Source organism: Amycolatopsis sulphurea, from assembly GCF_002564045.1.
GTDB lineage: Bacteria > Actinomycetota > Actinomycetes > Mycobacteriales > Pseudonocardiaceae > Amycolatopsis > Amycolatopsis sulphurea.
Genome location: NZ_PDJK01000002.1, coordinates 3369347 through 3388633, shown reverse-complemented (window position 1 = coordinate 3388633; position 19287 = coordinate 3369347). Strand labels below are relative to the sequence as shown.

Below are 19287 nucleotides of genomic sequence, written 5' to 3'. Positions count from 1 at the left end.
CACCGGCGGTTGCCCCGGAGCCCCTCGGTGGTCTATACCTCTTAGGGACCCTCGGAGGTGCGCCGTGCGGAAGTCGTGGTCAACGATCGTGCTCGGAGTGGCGGTGGTGGGATTGGCAGCGCTCGGCGTGCCTTCGGCAGCGTCGGCGGTGCCGGCCGGGCCGGAGCGGCAGGTCACCGACCTCGTACCGGCACCGGTGGCGGCGAAGGCCGATCCGGAGGCGAGCTTCGCACTCACCGCGGACACCGTGGTCGAAGCCGGGCCGGGCACCGGGGACGTCGCCACGTATCTACGCGGGCTGCTGAAGCCCGCGACCGGCTACGAACTTCCCGTCGTACCGGCAGGCACACAAGCTCCCGCGATCTCGCTTGAGCTGGGCAATGCCGATCCACGCGTCGGTGACGAGGGGTACCAGCTGGCGGTCACGAAGTCCGGCGTCCGGCTCCAGGCCACTACGGCGACCGGGCTATTCGAGGGCGTCCAGTCGCTGCGTCAGTTGTTGCCGTCCGCGATCGAAGCGCAGACGGTGCAGCAGCAGACCTGGACAGTCTCGGGCGGGACTGTGCTCGACTACCCGCGCTTCGGCTACCGCGGCGCGATGCTCGACGTTGCCCGGCACTTCTTCAAGCTCGAACAAGTCAAGCGGTACATCGACCAGATCACCCAGTACAAGATCAACACTCTCCACCTGCACCTGTCCGACGACCAGGGCTGGCGAATCGAGATCAAGAGCTGGCCGCGGCTGGCCACCGAGGGCGGCAAGACCGCAGTGGGCGGCGATCCCGGCGGCTACTACACCCAGGACGACTACCGCGAACTCGTTGCGTACGCGGCGTCCCGGCACATCACCGTCGTACCAGAGATCGACATGCCCGGACACACGAACGCAGCGCAAGCCACCTACGCGGAACTCAACTGCAACGGCGTCGCAGTGCCGCCGCGCACGGACACCGAGGTGGGCTACAGCTCGCTGTGCATCAACTCGCCGACGACCTACCGGTTCGCCGAAGACGTGATCCGCGAACTCGCCGCGCTCACTCCCGGCAAGTACCTGAACATCGGTGGCGACGAGGCACACTCCACTTCGGACGCGGACTACCGCGCGTTCTACGCGAAGGTCAGCCCGCTGGTCGCCAAGTACGGCAAGCAGATCACCGGCTGGCACGAGATCGCCAAGACCGTGCCGCCCGCCTCGGCGGTGCCGCAATACTGGGACCAGGGCGGCGAAAACGCCGACCTGGCAGCCGCTGCGGCGCGGGGCAACAAGATCCTGATGTCCCCGGCCAATCATGCTTACCTGGACATGAAGTACAACGCTTCGACGCCACTCGGCCAGTCCTGGGCCGGGCTGGTCGAGGTGCGCGACGCCTACGAATGGGACCCGGCGAACCTGGTACCCGGCGTCGGCGAACAATCAGTGGCCGGAGTCGAAGCTCCACTGTGGACCGAAACCCTCAAGACCAGTGACAACCTGGAATACATGGCATTTCCCCGGCTGCCGGGAATCGCGGAGATCGGCTGGTCCCCGCAGTCCGCCCGGAACTGGGACGACTACCGGGCCAGGCTGGCGAAACAGGCTCCGCGCTGGCAACAGCAGGGCATCGACTTCTACCGCTCCGCCCAAATCGACTGGCCCTGAATCCCCGGCACCGTCAGCCGGCGATACGCGCCGGCGGTCCACTGTGGACAGAGGACCGCCGGCATAGGATTCGGCCAGCGCGGGTGCGGAGAGGATCCGCCCGGCCAGCTCCAGCGGGCCTGACCCGCTCCGCGGGCAGGGTGTCGGCAAAGTCGGCGTGAAGGGCCTGCGCAGACTGCGGAGGTCCGTGAAGGGGCCCTTCACGGACTCTGAGTCTGTGAAGGACCCCTTCACGGATTCGAGACAGGTCTGGCGCACACCACGAGGCTGCCGGGCGTCTTGAAGACCGCCGCATCGTCCGTTGCCTGGCGTGATCGACGAAGAGGGCAGGCGCCGTCGATGATGACGCGGCAGCCACGGCTGCCCGACCGGTTTCGGGTCCGTGAAGGGCCCCTTCACGGACTCTGAGTCCGTGAAGGGGCCCTTCACAGCCCTCCGCAGCTGCGCAGGGCCCTCCACGCCGACTTTGCCGACACCCTGCGCATGGCCCGCTTGAAGCACGGGCTTCGCGGCTGCGAGACCTGTACCCGCGCCTCGCCCCAGGCCCACACGTCCCCGATCCGCATCTCGTCCTCTGCCACGCCGGACAGCGACAGGTTCTCGCCGAAGTCCCCATCGGCCTGCCAGTCCCGGTAATGCTCGGCCGGATAGGCGTAAACCGCTTTGTCGACCCCGCCGTGCACGGTCAAGTCGGCCTGCTCGTCCCCGTCCAGGTTCAGCTCGGACAGGGCCAGCTCCGGCTGCTCGACCCTGGTTTTGCCGATCGCGCTCAGCACCGGCAGGCCGCGCCGGTGGCCGAGCAACGCCGGCCGTCCGACGTAGACGCTCTCCAGTGACACCATGCCGGGAAACCAGCACGGCCGTCCTGCCGGTCACCGGCACTACGAAACCGGTGAGCGGCAGGACGGTCAGCCGTTCAGCCGCGCCGATTCCTCGTCGGTGAGCAGCCGGGAGCGGATCAGGAAGCGCACCCCTTCCGGGGCCTCCAGGGAGAATCCGCTGCCCCGGCCCGGCACCACGTCGATGGTGAGATGGGTGTGCTTCCAGTACTCGAACTGCGGGCCGGACATCCACACCGGCACGTCCTCGATCCCGTCCACGAGCAGGTCGCCGAGATGCACGTCGCGCACGCCGACCTTGAATTCGCCTACCGGGTAACACATCGGGGCGCTGCCGTCGCAGCATCCGCCGGACTGGTGGAACATCACCGGCCCGTGCGCGGGTACCAGCCGCCGCAGCAGGTCCGCGGCGGCCGGCGTCAGGTCGACCCGCTCACCCATCAGAAGAAGCCCAGCGCCTGATCGGAGTAGGAGACCAGCATGTTCTTCGTCTGCTGGTAGTGGTCCAGCATCATCTTGTGGTTCTCCCGGCCGATCCCGGAAGCCTTGTAGCCGCCGAAGGCCGCGTGCGCGGGGTAGGCGTGGTAGTTGTTCACCCACACCCGCCCCGCCTGGATGTCGCGGCCGGCGCGGTAGGCGGTGTTGCCGTCACGCGACCAGACACCCGCGCCGAGGCCGTACAGCGTGTCGTTGGCGATCTTGAGCGCGTCCGCGTAGTCGTCGAACTTCGCCACGGACACCACCGGGCCGAAGATCTCCTCCTGGAAGATGCGCATCTTGTTGTCGCCCTCGAACACCGTCGGCTGCACGTAGTAGCCGCCGGACAGGTCGCCGCCGAGGTCGGCCTGCGCACCGCCGGTGAGCACCTTCGCGCCCTCCTGCTTGCCGATGTCGATGTAGGACAGGATCTTCTCCAGCTGGTCGTTGGAGGCCTGCGCACCGACCTGGGTCTCGGTGTCGAGCGGGTTGCCCTGCTTGATCCGCTTCACGCGCTCGACGCCGTCGCCGAGGAACTGGTCGTAGATGCCCGCCTGGATCAACGCGCGCGACGGGCAGGTGCAGACCTCGCCCTGGTTCAGCGCGAAGAGCGCGAAGCCCTCCTGCGCCTTGTCGTAGAACGCGTCGTTGTGCGCGGCGACGTCGTCGAAGAAGATGTTCGGGCTCTTGCCGCCGAGTTCCACGGTGACCGGGATGATGTTCTCGCTGGCGTACTGCAGGATCAGCCGCCCGGTGGTGGTCTCCCCGGTGAACGCGACCTTGCGCACCCGGTTGCTGGAGGCCAGCGGCTTGCCCGCTTCGACGCCGAAGCCGTTGACGATGTTCACCACGCCCGGCGGAATGAGGTCGCCGATGAGCGACATCAGCAGGTGGATGGAGGCCGGGGTCTGCTCGGCGGGCTTGAGCACGATCGCGTTGCCCGCGGCCAGCGCCGGAGCCAGCTTCCACACCGCCATCAGCAGCGGGAAGTTCCACGGGATGATCTGCCCGACCACGCCGAGCGGCTCGTGGAAGTGGTAGGCGACGGTGTGCTCGTCGATCTGCGAGATTCCGCCCTCCTGAGCCCGCAGCGCGCCGGCGAAGTAGCGGAAATGATCGATCGCGAGCGGGATGTCCGCGGCGAGGGTCTCCCGGACCGGCTTGCCGTTCTCCCAGGCCTCGGCGACCGCGATCTTTTCGAGGTGCTGCTCCATCCGGTCGGCGATCTTGAGCAGGATGCCGGAGCGCTCCTCGATCGAGGTTCGGCCCCAGGCCGGCGCGGCCCCTTCGGCCGCATCGAGCGCTTTCTCGATGTCGGCCGAGGTACCGCGGGCGATCTCGGTGAAGGTCTTGCCGGTCACCGGCGTCGGGTTCTCGAAGTACTGCCCGCCCGCCGGGGCGACGTACTCACCGCCGATGTAGTGGTCGTAGCGGCTCTCGTAGCCGACCACGGAGCCTTCGGTGTTCGGTGCGGCGTAAACGGCCATCATCCCCTGCCTCGTTGCTGGTCTGGTGCCGGTCGCCGCGACCGTAGGCCGGGCAAGGTTGCACGGACGTTGCGAAACTGTGAGCTGGGTCTCTACGCTGGGTCGAGTGCCTGTACCGATCGAGTCCGACCTGCTGCGCGATCCGGAGTCGTACGCGCGGCTACTCGAACGCGTCCACGAAGCGGTACTGACCGGTCTGCCCGCACCGCGTTCACCCCGGTCGGTGATCTCCGCATCCTGGGCGCGTTCGCTTGCCGCGCAGGTGGATCCGGACGAGGGCGAGGCCCCGCTGGTCGTCGAGCAGGCCGAGCTGAACGACCTGCGTACCGAGCATCCGCTGGCGGCAGTGCTCCCGCTGCTGCGCGAGACACTGGTGAGCATCGCCGACGACGCCGAGCACATGATGATCGTGACCGACGCGGACGGCCTGATCCTGTGGCGCGAGGGCGCGACCGGGGTGCTGCTGCGCGCGGACCGCGTCGCGCTCGCCGAGGGCACCCGCTGGAGTGAAGAAGCCATCGGCACGAACGCCATGGGCACCTCGCTGGCCACCGGCCACCCGGTGCAGATCTACTCCGCCGAGCACCTCGTGCGCCGCTACCACACCTGGACCTGCGCGGCCGCCCCGGTGCGCGATCCGGACACCGGGGCGCTGGTCGGCTCGATCGACGTCAGCGGCCCGTTGCGCACCGTCCATCCGGCCATGCTCGCGCTGGTCACGGCCACCGCGCAGCTGGCCGAGGGCAGGCTGCGAGCGCAGCTGGCGGTGCGCGACGAGAAGATGCGCCGGGCCAACATGCGGCACCTGACCGCGCTGCGCGGCCGCCCCGGCGCGCTGCTGTCGGCGGGCGGACGGGTGCTGGCCACCGAGTCCTGCCTGCTTCCGTCCACAGTGGAGGTTCGACGGGGCGGCGGCACGGTGACCCTGCCGGACGGCCGGATCGCCACCGTCGACCCGCTGGACGAGGGATACCTGCTGCGGGTGGCCACGGCGGGTTCGGCGCCACGGCGCAAGCTCACCCTCGAGTACCTCACCGACGGTGCCGGATCGACCACTGTGGACAGCCGGGACATCCCGTTCACCTTGCGCCACGCGGAATTGCTCACTTTGCTGGCCCTGCACCCGCGGGGACTCTCGGCCGAGCAGCTGGCCCTGCAGCTCTACGGCGAGGCCGGCAACCCGGTCACCGTGCGCGCGGAGATCCATCGCCTGCGTACGCAGCTGGGCACCGGCGTCGTGCAAACCCGCCCGTACCGGCTGGCCGCCGACATCGACGCCGACTTCCTACGCGTACAGGCCGCGATACGGCAGGCGAACGCCCACGCCGCCACCCGCAACTTCCACGGGCCGCTGCTGGCCGATTCGGAGGCACCCGCGATCCTGCAGGAACGCGAATCGCTCACCGTGCAGGTCCGTCAGCTGGCATTGAACAGCGCCGACCCGGACACGCTCTGGTCGTTCTGGGAAACCTCTTGCGGCACGGACGATCTCGAAGTGCTCGACGCGCTGTGCGCCGTCCTGGGCCGCACGGACCCGCGGCTGGCTGCGGCTCGGGCGCACCGGGCTCGGCTGCTTTAGGGTCCTCGGCTCGGCTGTCAAGGGACCCTTCACGGACTTTTGGGCTGTGAAGGGTCCCTTCACAGCCGGTCGAGGACCCGTGATCAGCGGAGGTGTTCGAGATGCGCGACCACCTCGCGGTGTGCGCCGGACCTGTCTCGGGTCTGTGAAGGGGTCCTTCACAGCCCATCGTCAGGTGGTCGGGTGCGCCTCCCAGACGGACACGTGTTTGGTGCTTTGTCCAGCGCAGCCAGAACGGCTGGGCTGCGATCCCAGAGGACATCGACGCCCGCGACCCCTAGGTAGACAGCGTCTACTTCGGTTTGATAAACAGTGTCGGGAAGATGAATCAGGGGTTACGAGGAGTTCGCCATGGGTTATCGCACGTTCGTCGCCGTGGGCGACAGCTGTGCCGAGGGGCTGGACGATCCGTACCCCGACCGGAGCCAGTACCGCGGCTGGGCCGATTTCGTCGCCGGGCGCCTCGCCGAGGACGAGCCCGGGTTCCGCTACGCGAACCTCGCGGTGCGCGGGCGGCGGCTGGACCAGATCATCGCCGAGCAGCTGCCCGCCGCCGGGCGGCATGAGCCCGATCTGATCGCCCTGTTCGGCGGCGGCAACGACGTGATGAGCCGCGGCTGGGACGCGCGCACGGTCGCCCGCCGGGTGGATGCCGCGATCCGGCAGTGCACTCAGATCGCGCCGTCCGTGGTCACGTTCACGTTGAGCGACATCGCGCACCGCATGCCCTTCGGCCATCGGATGCGGCCGCGGGTCAGCGCGCTCAACGACGCCATCCGCGAGGCATCGGTCAGCTACGGCGCGAAGCTGGTGGACCTGTGGCCCGACCAGGCCGCACACGATTCCCGCTACTTCGGGCCGGACCGGCTGCACCTGTCGGAGGCCGGGCACCTGCGCGTGGCCGGACACGTGCTGGGCAAGCTCGGCGTGCCGCACGAGGAGGGCTGGCTGCGCCCGTTACCGGGGCGGCCCACGCCGGCGAACCGGCTCGCCGACCTGCGCTGGATGTGGCAGGAGGTGCTGCCGGTGGGGATCACCCGGCTACGCAACCGGCTCACCGGCCGGTCGCCGGGCGACGGATTCCTGCCGAAGCGCCCCGAGTTGCTGCCGATGGCGTTTTCCGAAGCGCAGCTGTGAGCACGGCGTCGCCCGCGCGGCAACGACTGATCCGCACCGCCTCGGAGCTGCTCGCCGATTCCGGCGTAGACGCGGTGACGCTGCGCGGAATCGCGAAGGCGGCAGGGGTGTCACACGGCGCACCGCTACGGCACTTTTCCGGCCGTGCCGAATTGCTTTCCGGTGTCGCGACGCTCGGCTTCACCCAGCTACTCGACCGCGGCACGCAGCTACCCGCCGGGCCGCCGCGAGAGCGCGTGACGGCCGCCTGCCATGCGTACGTCGACTTCGCGTTGACGAACCCGGCGATGTTCGAGCTGATGTTCCGGCGCGATCTGATCGACACCGAAGAACCACAGCTCGTCGCGGCCAGCAGCGCGGTCTTCGACTACTTCGCCGAACTTGTCCGTCTCTACGTCGCCGAAGCACCCGAAAGCCGCGTACGCACCGGGACCGACCCGCGGCTGCTCGCCGCGTCGCTGTGGGCGGCGCTGCACGGCCTCGCGCAACTGTGGCTCTGGGGCGGGCTGGCGGGGGCGAGCTTCGCGCCGTCTCCCGAAGCAGCGCTCGCCGTGTCCCTCGACGCGTACCTGGGGTTGTGACGCAACGCCCGCGTCAGAAGACCGGCTCGGTCTGCCCGAACTCCCGGCGCAACGCAGCCTTCGCGGCGTAGTAGCCACACATGCCGTGTACACCGGGGCCGGGCGCGGTGGCTGCGGAACAGAGGTAGACACCGCGTAGCGGGGTTCGGTGCGGATTCCACCGTACGACGGGGCGAGCCAGCACTTGCCGCACTGTCACGGCCGAAGTGGCGATATCGCCGCCCACGTAATTCGGGTTGTACGCCTCCAGCTCACTCGCCGATACCGCCCGCGAAGCGAGCACCATGTCGCTGAAGCCGGGCGCGTATCGCTCGATGCGACGGCGGATCACATCTGTGGCATCGAGTGGATCACCGTGCGGCACATGGGCGTACGCCCAGATTGGCTGTTTGCCCGGGAGCCCACGAGACGGGTCCGCGGCCATTGGCTGCGCGAGGAGCACGAATGGCTCCTCCGCGCGCCTCCCGGCGGCCACAGCGTTCTCGGCCGCGTACACGGCTTCTCGCGTCCCTCCGAGGTGCAGCGTTCCGGCCTGCGCCAACGCAGGATTCCTCCAAGGGATCGGTTCTGAAACAAGGAAATCCACCTTGGCGGCGGACGGGCCGTACCGGACTCGTTGCAGCGCCCGCCGATACCCTTCGGGCAGCAGCGGCCCGGCAATGTCGAGGACGCCCTGAGGCGCAAGATCCAGCATCACGACGCGCGCGTGCGAAAGCTGCCGAAGGTCGGCGACGCGAGCGTCGGTGTGTACGTCGCCGCCGTGTGCGCATAGGTCGGCTACGAGGGCTTCGGTGATCTTTTCCGTGCCTCCGCGCGGGACCGGCCAGCCGCTGGTGTGCGCCAGATGCCCGAGCAACACGCCGATCCCATCACCCACCAACGACGGCAACCGTCCCATCGCGTGCGCGGCAACGCCAGCGAGCAGCGCCCGTGCTTCGGTACCGCGAAAGGCCCTGATCCCAACAAGCCGTGAAGCCAGCAACGCGGCGACGCCGGGGCGAGGCGGCCGCCTGAAGTCACCGAAGATGGTTTCGACGACTTCTTCGGTCCGCTCGATGAGCGGCGTCATGAAACGCCGCCAACGCGCACCGTCGACCCCCAGGCCGGCACAGGTGCGTTCGAGGTCCGCGTACGCGATTGCCGCACGACGCTCGTCGATCGGGTGCGCGTACTCGGCTTCGGAGCGGCACAGCTGCACACCGTGCGCTTCAAGATCGAACAGGCGAAAGAACGGCGACGCGACCGCCATCGGATGGACCGCCGAGCACAGGTCGTGCACCACGCCGGCGTCGAACAGCCGCGCAGACCGCGCGCCGCCGCCTGGCTCGGCAGCGGCCTCGTACACCGCCACGGACCGTCCAGCGCGCGCGAACAGGACCGCGGCAGCCAGGCCGTTCGGTCCCGAACCGACTACCGCGACGTCCAGCGTGCGAGGCGACGGCATACTGCGAGCGTAGGCCTTCGGATACAGAGGGTGCCCGGTGACTCTGCCGAACACTTGATCGAATATTGTCGTACCCCACGTCTACCGTGGCTCCACGTCGGCCCACCCGGGCCGCACCGGCAGAGAGAGGGGGATCATGCCCGCCTACGACTCGCAGCTGGAGCGCGTACGCAAACTGCTGGCGAAAGCCGAGGACCCGGCAGTCACCGCGGAAGAAGCGGAGCTGTACAACACGAAGGCCGCGGAGCTGATCGCCCGCCACGGCATCGACGACGCGGTGCTGGCCGCGGCAGGCCACGGCAGCGACGAGATCACCGTGCTGACGCTCCCGATCGAGAATCCGTACAGCCGCGACAAGGCGAGCCTGCTCACCAGCATCGCCTACCCACTGCGCTGCCGGACCCTGCTGCACCGCGCGGGGCAGAGCGTCGAGTCCGTCACCGTGTTCGGCTTCCGCTCCGATCTCGGGCGGGTCGAACTGCTGTTCACCAGTCTGCTGCTGCAGGCGAGCACCCAGCTGAACCGGGTACGTCCCGAGCAGCGCATGTTCCACGAGTCGCTGGCCGCCTACCGCCGCACCTGGCTGAACGGCTTCGCCCGCGCCGTACACGAGCGCCTGCAGCGCGCCGAGGCGAAGGCGGCCCGTGACCACCGCCCGACCGCCCCCGGCCAGCCGTCGGCGGAGCTGGTGATCCACGACCGCACCACAGTGGTGCAACAGGCTTTCGACCGCGAATACGGAGACCTCCGCACCGCCTCCCCCCGCCGCCTCTCCGGCACGGGCTACCGCGAAGGCCATCGCGCAGGCACCCGGGCCACGCTGGATCCGGCCGCCCTGTCCCGGCAACGCCCGGCACTGCCGGTCCGGTGACCGGCGACGGGTGACTGCGTACCGGTCCTGTGGCGCCCGGCCGGCAGGCCGGGCGCCACACCATAGTCCACAGTGGACTAAATCTCGGCCACCGGAGTCGGGAAAGCCGACCTCATCGAGCACTGCAAAGCCCGCATGGCTTCGTTCAAGAAGCCCCGCTCGGTGCACTTCGTCGGCGAATTGCCCAAGAACGCCATCGAAAAGATCCGCAAACGCGAACTCCGGAAGGCCGGCAACGGCTGGGGAGGTCAACCGCGTTCGCGACTCAGCACGGCGGCCCGGTCGGCGGTCACGGCCGGCACGGTCAGCACCGCGACCGCGCCGAGCAGCGCGGGCAGCACCCACACCAGGAAGTTCCACGTCGTCGGCAGATTCAGGGCGAGGAAGCCGCCACCGCCCAGCGTGGCCACCACGGCGCCGATCCGGGCGATCCCGAACGTGGCGCTCATCGCGGCCGCACGGGAGGCGGCCGGGTAGTAGATGCCGATGAAACCGTAGAGCAGCGTCAGCGATCCGATCGAGCCGAAACCGACGACCGCGACCAGTACCAGCAGCACCGGCGTGGGTGCCCCGCCGACGCCCAGGACGACGAGCGCGATCATGGCGGCGGCGAAGGACCCGGCGGCAACGGGCCTGGCACCGAACCGATCCGCCAGCGGCGCCGACCCGACCGAACCGACGATGGCGCCGGTGTTGATGGCCACGAGGAAGGCGAGCGACGAGGTCAGGGAATAGCCGGCCAGCCGCATGATCTGCGGCAGCCAAGTGTTCATGCCGTAGATCAGAAGCTGGCCGAACACCCCGGCGAGGCAGAAGAACACGGTGGCCACACCGGTCCGGCCACGCCAGATCGAGGGAGCCGCCACCGGCTCATCTGAGGTGGTGACCGCGGTGAGGCCGTACCGCTCGGCCACGGCCGCCGCTTCCGCTGTCCTGCCACGGCGGATGAGGTCGGCGGGCGATTCGGGCAGCCACTTGAGCAGGACCGGCACCAGCAGCAGCGGCGCCGCGCCGAACGCGAACATCACCCGGAATCCGACGTGGGGCAGCAGCGCCAGCGCCAGCAGCGAGGAGAAAATGCCACCGACCGCGTAACCGGAGAACATGATGGCGTTGTTCAGGTTTTTCCGGCCACCACGCGAGAAATCCGCGGTGACCGTGATGCAGCTCGGGATCGCGGCCCCCAGCCCGAGGCCGGCGAGAACCCGGCCCACCCCGAACAGCCATGGCGAAGGGGCGGCAGCGGTCAACGCCATGGCGCAGGAGAACCAGATGAGCGAAATCAGGATGGCCTTGCGCCGGGTGAACTTCGCCGCGAGCGTCGAGGCGCCGAGCGCGCCCACGACGATGCCGAACAGGGCCAGGCTGCCGAGCAGGCCGGTCGACGCCGTGGTGAGGTGCCACGGCTGGTAGGCGAGCAGGTCGGGGACGGTGGCGCCGTAGATGATGAGGTCGTACCCGTCGAAGATCAGTACCGCGAAGCAGAGGGCCACGACCACGGCGGAACGCCGGTTCGTCGGTGAACTGGGCATGGTGGCACACCTTTGTGCAGTACCAGCGCGAACACGCCGGTGGGGCGGGAGAGCAATGCGGTGGCGGTCGGCACGCGGATCACGCGTTCCACCCGCCGAATAGTCCACTATGTACATAACGCGGAAATCCGCCGCTTACCAGCAGCGACGGCGCCATTCCGCCAGTTTCGGCCGTTCGGCACCGAGTGTGGTGACGGGGCCGTGACCGGGGTAGATCCAGGTGCTGTCCGGATAGGGGTCGAAGAGCTTGCGCGTGACACCCGCCAGCAGCAGGGCGAACGGTTCGTCGTGGTTTTGCCTACACCGCCCGGAAAAAGCACGTCGCCGGTGAATCCGTGGACGATACCTTCCGGCTCCTCGTAACTCAAGGCGATCGAACCCGCGGTATGGCCGGCCAGGTGCGTGACGGTGAGTTCGACGTCGCCGAACCGGATGCGGTCGCCGTCCCGGACCGGGCAGTCGGTGGCGACCGGAATGTGCGGCGCGTCGGCGGGCTGCGCGCCGGTCTTTCCAGCCACTTCCGCCAGCGCCTGCCAGTGATCGTCATGGCCGTGGGTCGTGACCACTTTGGTCAATCCGGCAGACCCCGCGAGTCCAAGGAGGACATCCGCTTCGTCGGCGGCATCGATCAGCAGCTGGTCTCCGGTGGCCGGCCCGTGCACCGGCACGTCACCGGTGTATCCGGTGGACATGGTCTGCGTCCTTTGTGTTCGGATTCAGCGAAGAGGGCGGTACTCGACGACGTCCTCGGCGAGTGTCCACAGTGACCTTCCGATGGGCGCCCGAGCTTCTTCGGCCAGATGCCCGACGACGCCCGCCGCACGGGAAACCACGGCCACGCCGCGCAATACCGACGTGTCGATGCCGAGGTCGCACAGCACCGCACCGCACATCCCGCCCGCGTTCAGCGGCAACGGCACCGATGCCGACGCCGCGGCTTCTTCCTGCACCGCCAGCATCAGCCGGATGTACGGGCCGACCGTGCCGTGTTCGCGGGCCAGCTCCAGCAACCGCGCCGTGCGCGGGTCGCCGTTCTTGTGGATCGGATGTCCGATGCCCGGCAGCCGCTTTCCCGCCGCGCGATACTCGTCCACGATCCGCTTGGCGCGGCGCCGCACCTCGGTCTCGTCGTGCGCCGCCTCCTGCCCCGAGGCCCGCAACATGCGGCCGGTGTCCTCGAAAACCCCGAGGAAAACACTGCCCGCCCCCAGCACGCCGGCGGCGACCGCGCCCTGAACCGCTTCCGGAGCACCGGTGTAGGTCAGCCGCGCGGCCAATGCGGACGGCGTCAGGCCGTGATCCGCGAGCGCCACCAGCACCGCGTTGAACAGCACCGCTTCACCGTGGCCGGGGAGCCGTCCGGTGACCAGCAGGTAGAACATGCTGCCGAAGTCGACGGTCCCCATCAGTTCATCGGCCAGCCGATAGCCCTGTACCCGGATCTCGTCTTCGGTGGTGAACCCGATCGAGGTCGTCAGGCCGACCACTCTCAGACCTGCTCACGCGCGGCGGGCACCGGGTCCGCGTCGTCGAACCACGGTTCGAGATCCAGACCACGGGCGGAGCGGGAGAACGCGATCGAGCCGCCCCGGCCCGGGCTCGGGAAGTAGTAGTGCCGGTGCGGGTAGTTCTCGTCGCGGTTTCCGGTCGTGCCGACCAGCGGGATACCCAGTGCCTCGCGGTAGAACCGGGCGGTGGCGTCCCTGTCGAGCGCCAGGTTCTTCAGACCCGCGTAGTTGATCTTGCTCATGAACTGCATCTCCTAGTCCCGGGTGGCGACGGACAGGTGACCTGCGTCGTTGAACGGGGAGATTGTATGCACGTAAAGCTTGTCCGCTCAAGTGTCTACGACTTCTCCGGCGCCTCGAAGGTTTTCGCAATAACTGGTGCAGCCTGGGTTTGCGTCCTACCGAGCCGCAGCACGAGGGCACTTTGCGGTCCCCACCCACGGGCAACCTGGCCGCACTATTGTATCCAATATCGTGACGTGCGGCGGCTCGTGCGCCAGCCGGGTGCGGCATGGGATGCTGGTGACAGGCACGCTGTGTGCCGTTGCGGTGCGCGGAGAGGAGTCTCGATGGGCCGGTCCGCGAGGGATATCGCCTATGAACACCTCCAGCGAGGCATCGCCAACGGCGAGTATCCGGCCGGAAGCTGGCTGCGGGAGGAAGACATCGCCGTCGCGGCCGGGGTGAGCCGAACCCCGGTGCGCGAAGCGATTCAGCGGCTCAGCGCACAGGGCCTGGTGAGCATCGAACGGCACCGCGGCGCGGTGGTGATCGGCTGGACGGCCTCCGATCTCGACAACATCTACGACCTGCGGGTACTGCTCGAATGTTTCGGCATCCGGCAGACGACGGAGCGGAAGGCACTGCTCGACGAGGACGCCCTGCTGGCGATCTGCGACGAGTGCGACACGCTGCTGGCCAACGATGGGCCGCAGGCCGGGCAGCTGGGTCAGCTCTGCATCGATTTCCACCTGACGCTCTACCGCGGCATGGGAAACCGGCAGCTGGTCGCGATGCTTCCCGCGACCCTCGACCCGCCGTTCGTGCGGGAAGCGTTCCACCACCACACCCATGCCGACCTCAGCCGCGCCTTCGCCCAGCATCGGGAGATCCTCGAAGCGATCCGCCTCGGTGACGCGGATTGGGCGGAGGGCATCATGCGTGCGCATCTGCGCGCCGGACGGCACTCCCTGACGAGGATGGAGTGGACCCGCCCGCCCGGCGAGCCACCAGCCTCGCCCGACGAGCCGGGCAGCGACCGCGCCACCGCCTGAGCGCACGGATTTCCCCCTCCGCCAAGGGATTCGCGGCTCCCCACCACGGCAGGCCGGCCACGGCACCGGGTTGAGGTTGACGGGTTCACCACCCAAGCGCTACCTTCTCTCGTATACAACTTACTGACGCTTCTGCCGTAGCACCTCTGAATACTGGCGGTGACTTACCTTCAGCGGACGACGTGTCACCGTATTGGATACAACTTGGCAGGGCCTGGAGCCTCGAGTCGCGTCTGCGCGCCGCATGGTCCACTACGGAGCGGAGATGACGACCGGCATATCCACGGAGGGTCGCATGACCAGAGCGGGCACGGACGGTGCACACCGCGAAACACCGCGAAGCGGGCACGGCGAAACCGAAAGCCGGGCAGCGGCGGCGTTCGACCGGTGGTACCAGGCTCATGAGTCCGCCGACCTCGTGGCGCTCGCGGCGGTCCTCGCCGAGAACGTCACGGTCAGGTCGTTGTTCCGGCCGGCTCCGGTGCGCGGGCGCGAACGCGCGGTCGAGCACTTCAAGAAGACGCTCCAGGCGTTTTCCGACCTGTCGATGCCCTTGCTGGGCCCGATAGGAATCACCGCTATGGGGGTGGTATTCGGAGAAGTGCGATTCGCCGGGCACTTCACGGGCTTCCTGACGGTGCGCGATCGCCGCTACGAAGGCGAGCGACAGCCCTTCGACGTTTCCGGTGTGGTCATCCTCCACACCGGAAACGACGCCGTCACCTCGGTTCGGACGCTCTTCGACCGGGATGACTGGCTGCACCAGATCGGCATCCCGGCCCACTGAAAGCCTTGCCAACCAGGCAAAGGAGCTTGTGCACGATGACCGCAGCCGTGACCCCGCGAGTGGACGTCACCCAGGCCGGCGGTAAGGACACCTTCGTGCGGTCGATCCGCCATGAGTTCGCCACCTGCCTGGAGATGATGGTCGAAGCCAGCGAACAGGAATGGCAGAGCCAGACCCAGTGCGACCTGGGAGAGAGGTCCGCGACATGGCCGGTCACCTGCTCGACGCGGCGTACTGCCGCCTCGGCTATTTCAGCAGGGTGAGCACAATCGGCCCACCGAGGACCCTGTCGGCATGCGTGTCTACGGAGAGGCCGCGCCGGAGTACCGCAACGTGGTGCTCGGGAGGCTGCAAGGACCTCACCACCGTGAATGTGCGCGGGACCGGGTTCTTCGTGATCAACGACGCCGGGCTGTGCCATGATCAACGCATCGTCGTCGATGCCAGCAAGGTTTTCGCAGCCTGACCGCAGTTCCGACCAACGAGCGAGAAGATGGGCGATGGCTGAGATACTGACCCTGCCGGAGTTTCTCCGCGAAGGCGTGCAGAAGTGGCCGGACAAGCCGTGGCTGCACACTCCGGAAGGCACCACCACCCGCGCGGCGCTCTACGCGGATGCCCTCCGCTGCCTTGGTGGGCTTCGCGGTCTGGGCGTCGAGCCGGGAGACCACGTGGTGATCGTGTTGCCCAACGGGCAGGACTTTCTGCGTGCCTGGTTCGCGGCCGGACTCTGCGGAGCGGTCAGTATCGCAGTCAATCCCCAAGCGACCAGCGAACTCCCCGCGGTCGTCAAGGACACCGGCGCGAAGCTGGTCGTCGTGCCCGCGGACTTCACGGCCGGAGACCTCGGCGGCGTCCCGGTCACGACAGTGGCGGAACTGAAGGCCGCAGAACCCGCGGACCCCGTTGTCTGCGCGCCGGAATCACCGGCCACCTACATTCAGAGTTCGGGTAGCACCGGCAGGCCGAAGTTCATCATCGAGACGCACGGCATGTACACGATGGCCGCCGAAGGCTACCCGTACTGGCTGGGCCTCACCGAGGACGACGTCTGTCTCACCACACTCCCCCTTTCCCATCTCAACGCACAGGCGTATTCGACACTCGGAACGTGGGGCAACGGCGCCGAACTGGTGTTGCTGCCGAAGTTCTCCGCGAGCACGTTCTGGGAGACCGTCCACCGTTACGGTGTCACGGTGTTCAACGCGATCGGCGCGATGATCGAAATCCTGATGGAACGGGAGCCCTCAAGCGCCGAACGCGGACACAAACTGCGTTATGCATACTCCGCACCCGCACCCGTCGAAGCCCGCCACAAAGAGATCGAGGAACGCTTCGGTTTACGTCTGGCAATCGGATACGCGCTTTCGGAAACCCCGTACGGGCTCATCGTCCCGCTCGACGAACCACCGGCTTACGGTTCCATGGGACGTCCCCGCCAGCACCCACGGTTCGGGCGCGTCAACGAAGCCCGGATCATCGGCCCCGACGGAGCCGAGGTCCCGGCCGGGCAGACCGGCGAGCTGCAGCTGCGGAACCCGGCACTCAGCCCCGGCTACTTCGGCCTGCCCGACGAAACTCGCGCTCTGCGCAGCGACGGCTGGCTGCACACCGGCGATCTGGCTTACGCCGACGCAGCGGGAAACCTCTATTTCGCAGGCCGGCTCAAGGAAATCATCCGGCGCCGGGGCGAGAACCTCTCCCCCGCCGACGTGGAAGTGGTCCTCGACGCCCACCCGGCGGTTTCGTCCAGCGCGGTGATCGGCGTGCCGTCCCCACTGTCCGAAGAGGACGTCAAGGCGTTCGTGCTGCGCAAGCCGGACACCGAGGTCGGCGCCGGGGAACTCGCGGCGTGGGCAGCCAAGCGGCTTCCGCCGTACAAGCGGCCACGCTACCTCGAATTCGTCGAGAGCTGGCCGCTCACCGAGACGCACAAGATCGCCAAGCGCTTGCTGCCGACCACGCGCACCGCGAACGAGGTCGATTTCGACCTCCGTAGCGGCGCCTGACCCTCCCGAGGTGACACCGATGTCGTTGCCAGAACCGGCCGCCGGACAGCTCCATCCGCTGCACCTGCCGCCGCAGAAGGTCGCCGTCGGCACCTATATCGTCCAAGCGGCGCAACAGGGCCTCGGCGCGCCGCTCTCGGTACACCTGAACTCCGCCGTCATCCAGGGCGCCGAGCCGATCATCGTCGACACCGGATCGGCGCGAAACCGCCACCACTTCATCGAGGACGTGTTCTCCTTGGTCGAGCCGGCGGACGTCCGGTGGGTGTTCCTCTCCCACGACGATTCCGACCACACCGGCAATCTCGCCGAAGTGATGGAAATGTGCCCGAACGCGACCCTGCTCTGCAGCTGGGCACTGGTCGAACGGTTCGGCAACGCCTATGACTTCCCGCTTCGACGATGCCGGTGGGTCAACGACGGCGATTCGGTCCAGGCCGGCGATCGCACCCTGGTCGCGCTGCGGCCCCCGGTCTACGACTCGCCGGCCACCCGTGGCCTGCTGGACACCTCGACCGGCGTGTACTGGGCCGCGGACGCGTTCGCCACGCCGGTTCCGGGCGGCCCCGGCACGGCTCCGGCCGCCGACGTGGCCGAGCTGAACCCCCAGGCCTGGTGGGACGGCATGGTCATGTTCGGTGTGCACGCGCTCGCGCCGTGGCTCAGCCTGGTGGACCGCGGACGCTATGCGAAGACGGTCCGGAACGTCCAGGGCCATCGCATCAAGTCCATCATCTCCGGGCACAGCCCCGTGATCGGTGAAGATCGCGTCGCCGAGGCGTTCGACATGATCGGCCGCCTGGCCGACACCACCCCGCCCCCGTGCCCGGACCAGCAGGTGCTCGAACTGATGCTGCACACCATGGGCGGACAGTGACCGCGCTCCGTTCGCCTTCGCAGAGAAAGGGCCGCATCGTGCCCGAACGTCCCGGCCCGCTCGCCGGAATCACCGTCGTGGAGATGGGGCAGCTGATCGCCGGCCCGTTCTGCGGACAGCTGCTCGGCGACCTGGGCGCCGAGGTGATCAAGATCGAACCGCCGGGCAGCGGCGACCCGATGCGCCGCTGGGGCCGGACCACCGCCGAGGGCGCCTCCCTGACCTGGCCGGTGATCGCCCGGAACAAGAAGTCCCTCACGCTCGATCTCCGCCGGGAACCGGGCCAGGAGGTGGCCCGCGAGCTACTGCGGACCGCCGACGTGCTGATCGAGAACTTCCGCCCGGGCACGCTCGAACGCTGGTCGCTGGGACCCGAGCGCCTGCACGCGGAGAACCCCGGCCTGATCGTGGTCCGGATCAGCGGATTCGGCCAGACCGGCCCGTACGCGGGGCGCGCGGGCTACGGCTCGATCGGCGAGGCGATGGGCGGCTTGCGCTACCTCATCGGCGAGGCCGACCGTCCGCCGTCACGCGCCGGGATCAGCATCGGCGACTCCCTCGCCGGGACGTTCGCCGCGCTCGGGGCGCTCGCCGCACTCCATTCCCGGCAGTCGACCGGCCGGGGCCAGGTCGTCGATTCCGCGATCTACGAAGCGGTTCTCGCGATGACCGAGGCCGAGGTGACCGAGTGGGACGCGATCGGCCACCAGCGCGAGCGCACCGGCGCGATCCTGCCGGGCGTCGCGCCAAGCAACGTCTATCCCACGGCGACCGGTGGTGACGTGCTCATCGCGGCCAACCAGGACACGGTGTTCCGCCGGCTCGCCGAGGCCATGGGCCGTCCGGAGCTGGCCGAAGATCCTCGTTACGCGACGCATCAGGCACGCGGCGCCCGTCAAGCGGAGCTTGACGGGCTCATCGCGGACTGGAGCGGCAAAATCGATGCCGGGGATCTCTTGGCTCTGCTGCACGACGCCGGTGTTCCGGCGGGCAAGGTCTACCGCGCCGAGGACATGTTCGCCGACGACCATTTCACCGCTCGTTCGGCCATCGTGCGCGTCGGCAACGCCCTCGGGCACGAATTCGCGATGCAGAACGTGGCCCCACGGCTGTCCGCGACGCCCGGTGCGGTCCGCTGGTCCGGCCCGGAGCTGGGTGAACACACGGAGGAGATCCTGACCGGACTCGGCCGCAGCGAGGCCGAGATCGCCGCGCTCCGTGACTCGGCCACGATCTGAGCGCCGGC

At 68.5% G+C, this 19287-nt stretch carries 18 protein-coding genes and 1 pseudogene; 11 read left to right on the top strand and 8 right to left on the bottom strand.

All coding sequences use genetic code 11. The features are described from left to right. Positions 1-64: 64 nt before the first annotated feature. The gene (locus ATK36_RS21635; RefSeq protein ID WP_098513181.1) at positions 65-1639 is read left to right on the top strand and encodes a beta-N-acetylhexosaminidase; all 1575 of its coding nucleotides are present in this window, start codon (positions 65-67) and stop codon (positions 1637-1639) included. 479 nt (positions 1640-2118) lie between these two features. On the opposite strand, the pseudogene ATK36_RS21630 reads toward ATK36_RS21635, so the two are convergent. The 3 genes and pseudogenes from ATK36_RS21630 to exaC form a co-directional block, all read right to left on the bottom strand. After that, a pseudogene (locus ATK36_RS21630) lies at positions 2119-2481 on the bottom strand (MOSC domain-containing protein); the annotation flags it as partial. 66 nt (positions 2482-2547) lie between these two features. Then, a complete protein-coding gene (locus ATK36_RS21625; RefSeq protein WP_098513180.1) occupies positions 2548-2919 on the bottom strand; it encodes a DUF779 domain-containing protein in 372 nt (123 codons plus the stop codon). Next, entirely contained in the window at positions 2919-4442 is a 1524-nt protein-coding gene (gene exaC / locus ATK36_RS21620; RefSeq protein ID WP_098515072.1) for an acetaldehyde dehydrogenase ExaC, read from the bottom strand. The genes ATK36_RS21625 and exaC overlap by 1 nt, the downstream gene beginning before the upstream one ends. 106 nt (positions 4443-4548) lie before the next feature. Between exaC and ATK36_RS21615 the strand changes: the two genes are divergently transcribed. From ATK36_RS21615 to ATK36_RS21605, 3 genes are all read left to right on the top strand, one after another. Beyond that, complete coding sequence (locus ATK36_RS21615) at positions 4549-6021, top strand: helix-turn-helix domain-containing protein (RefSeq protein WP_245914973.1); 1473 nt, start codon at positions 4549-4551, stop codon at positions 6019-6021. A 351-nt stretch (positions 6022-6372) separates the two neighbouring features. Next, complete coding sequence (locus ATK36_RS21610) at positions 6373-7158, top strand: SGNH/GDSL hydrolase family protein (RefSeq protein WP_098513179.1); 786 nt, start codon at positions 6373-6375, stop codon at positions 7156-7158. Then, a complete protein-coding gene (locus ATK36_RS21605; protein WP_098513178.1) occupies positions 7155-7739 on the top strand; it encodes a TetR/AcrR family transcriptional regulator in 585 nt (194 codons plus the stop codon). The genes ATK36_RS21610 and ATK36_RS21605 overlap by 4 nt, the downstream gene beginning before the upstream one ends. A 13-nt stretch (positions 7740-7752) precedes the next feature. Here ATK36_RS21605 and ATK36_RS21600 read toward each other — a convergent pair whose 3' ends face one another. Next, the gene (locus tag ATK36_RS21600) at positions 7753-9183 is read right to left on the bottom strand and encodes a phytoene desaturase family protein (RefSeq protein WP_098515070.1); all 1431 of its coding nucleotides are present in this window, start codon (positions 9181-9183) and stop codon (positions 7753-7755) included. Between the two features lie 136 nt (positions 9184-9319). On the opposite strand from ATK36_RS21600, the gene ATK36_RS21595 reads away from it, so the two are divergent. Next, complete coding sequence (locus tag ATK36_RS21595) at positions 9320-10054, top strand: DUF2786 domain-containing protein (protein ID WP_098513177.1); 735 nt, start codon at positions 9320-9322, stop codon at positions 10052-10054. A 248-nt stretch (positions 10055-10302) separates the two neighbouring features. On the opposite strand, the gene ATK36_RS21590 is transcribed toward ATK36_RS21595, so the two are convergent. The 4 genes from ATK36_RS21590 to ATK36_RS21575 form a co-directional block, all read right to left on the bottom strand. Next, positions 10303-11586: an MFS transporter gene (locus ATK36_RS21590; protein WP_098513176.1), complete on the bottom strand. Its 1284-nt coding sequence runs from the start codon at positions 11584-11586 to the stop codon at positions 10303-10305. 107 nt (positions 11587-11693) lie between these two features. Then, the gene (locus tag ATK36_RS21585; protein WP_098513175.1) at positions 11694-12278 is read right to left on the bottom strand and encodes an MBL fold metallo-hydrolase; all 585 of its coding nucleotides are present in this window, start codon (positions 12276-12278) and stop codon (positions 11694-11696) included. Between the two features lie 24 nt (positions 12279-12302). Beyond that, positions 12303-13073, bottom strand: coding sequence for a citryl-CoA lyase (locus tag ATK36_RS21580; protein WP_211291927.1), 771 nt, complete (start codon positions 13071-13073; stop codon positions 12303-12305). 2 nt (positions 13074-13075) lie between these two features. After that, complete coding sequence (locus tag ATK36_RS21575; protein WP_170069840.1) at positions 13076-13336, bottom strand: VOC family protein; 261 nt, start codon at positions 13334-13336, stop codon at positions 13076-13078. 327 nt (positions 13337-13663) lie between these two features. Here ATK36_RS21575 and ATK36_RS21570 point away from each other — a divergent pair, with 327 nt between their 5' ends. The 6 genes from ATK36_RS21570 (at position 13664) to ATK36_RS21545 (ending at position 19279) form a co-directional block, all read left to right on the top strand. Then, entirely contained in the window at positions 13664-14368 is a 705-nt protein-coding gene (locus tag ATK36_RS21570) for a GntR family transcriptional regulator (protein WP_170069839.1), read from the top strand. Between the two features lie 244 nt (positions 14369-14612). Next, the gene (locus tag ATK36_RS21565) at positions 14613-15155 is read left to right on the top strand and encodes a nuclear transport factor 2 family protein (protein ID WP_098513172.1); all 543 of its coding nucleotides are present in this window, start codon (positions 14613-14615) and stop codon (positions 15153-15155) included. 35 nt (positions 15156-15190) lie between these two features. Further along, positions 15191-15418 (top strand): hypothetical protein, encoded by a 228-nt coding sequence (locus ATK36_RS21560; RefSeq protein WP_098513171.1) that lies wholly within the window; start codon positions 15191-15193, stop codon positions 15416-15418. A 237-nt stretch (positions 15419-15655) separates the two neighbouring features. Continuing rightward, on the top strand, positions 15656-17164 hold the full coding sequence (locus tag ATK36_RS21555) for an AMP-binding protein (protein WP_098513170.1): 1509 nt from the start codon (positions 15656-15658) through the stop codon (positions 17162-17164). Between the two features lie 19 nt (positions 17165-17183). Next, a complete protein-coding gene (locus ATK36_RS21550) occupies positions 17184-18041 on the top strand; it encodes an oxygen-binding di-iron domain-containing protein (RefSeq protein ID WP_098513169.1) in 858 nt (285 codons plus the stop codon). Between the two features lie 38 nt (positions 18042-18079). Beyond that, complete coding sequence (locus tag ATK36_RS21545) at positions 18080-19279, top strand: CaiB/BaiF CoA transferase family protein (protein ID WP_098515068.1); 1200 nt, start codon at positions 18080-18082, stop codon at positions 19277-19279. The last annotated feature ends 8 nt before the right edge of the window (positions 19280-19287 follow it).

What these genes read in the sequence shown, in the direction of transcription:
- ATK36_RS21625 (WP_098513180.1), bottom strand. Translation starts at nt 2,919, where the DNA reads ATGGGTGAGCGGGTCGACCTGACGCCGGCCGCCGCGGACCTGCTGCGG.
- exaC (WP_098515072.1), bottom strand. Translation starts at nt 4,442, where the DNA reads ATGGCCGTTTACGCCGCACCGAACACCGAAGGCTCCGTGGTCGGCTAC.
- ATK36_RS21610 (WP_098513179.1), top strand. Translation starts at nt 6,373, where the DNA reads ATGGGTTATCGCACGTTCGTCGCCGTGGGCGACAGCTGTGCCGAGGGG.
- ATK36_RS21600 (WP_098515070.1), bottom strand. Translation starts at nt 9,183, where the DNA reads ATGCCGTCGCCTCGCACGCTGGACGTCGCGGTAGTCGGTTCGGGACCG.
- ATK36_RS21595 (WP_098513177.1), top strand. Translation starts at nt 9,320, where the DNA reads ATGCCCGCCTACGACTCGCAGCTGGAGCGCGTACGCAAACTGCTGGCG.
- ATK36_RS21590 (WP_098513176.1), bottom strand. Translation starts at nt 11,586, where the DNA reads ATGCCCAGTTCACCGACGAACCGGCGTTCCGCCGTGGTCGTGGCCCTC.
- ATK36_RS21585 (WP_098513175.1), bottom strand. Translation starts at nt 12,278, where the DNA reads ATGTCCACCGGATACACCGGTGACGTGCCGGTGCACGGGCCGGCCACC.
- ATK36_RS21575 (WP_170069840.1), bottom strand. Translation starts at nt 13,336, where the DNA reads ATGAGCAAGATCAACTACGCGGGTCTGAAGAACCTGGCGCTCGACAGG.
- ATK36_RS21570 (WP_170069839.1), top strand. Translation starts at nt 13,664, where the DNA reads ATGGGCCGGTCCGCGAGGGATATCGCCTATGAACACCTCCAGCGAGGC.
- ATK36_RS21565 (WP_098513172.1), top strand. Translation starts at nt 14,613, where the DNA reads ATGGTCCACTACGGAGCGGAGATGACGACCGGCATATCCACGGAGGGT.
- ATK36_RS21560 (WP_098513171.1), top strand. Translation starts at nt 15,191, where the DNA reads ATGACCGCAGCCGTGACCCCGCGAGTGGACGTCACCCAGGCCGGCGGT.
- ATK36_RS21555 (WP_098513170.1), top strand. Translation starts at nt 15,656, where the DNA reads ATGGCTGAGATACTGACCCTGCCGGAGTTTCTCCGCGAAGGCGTGCAG.
- ATK36_RS21550 (WP_098513169.1), top strand. Translation starts at nt 17,184, where the DNA reads ATGTCGTTGCCAGAACCGGCCGCCGGACAGCTCCATCCGCTGCACCTG.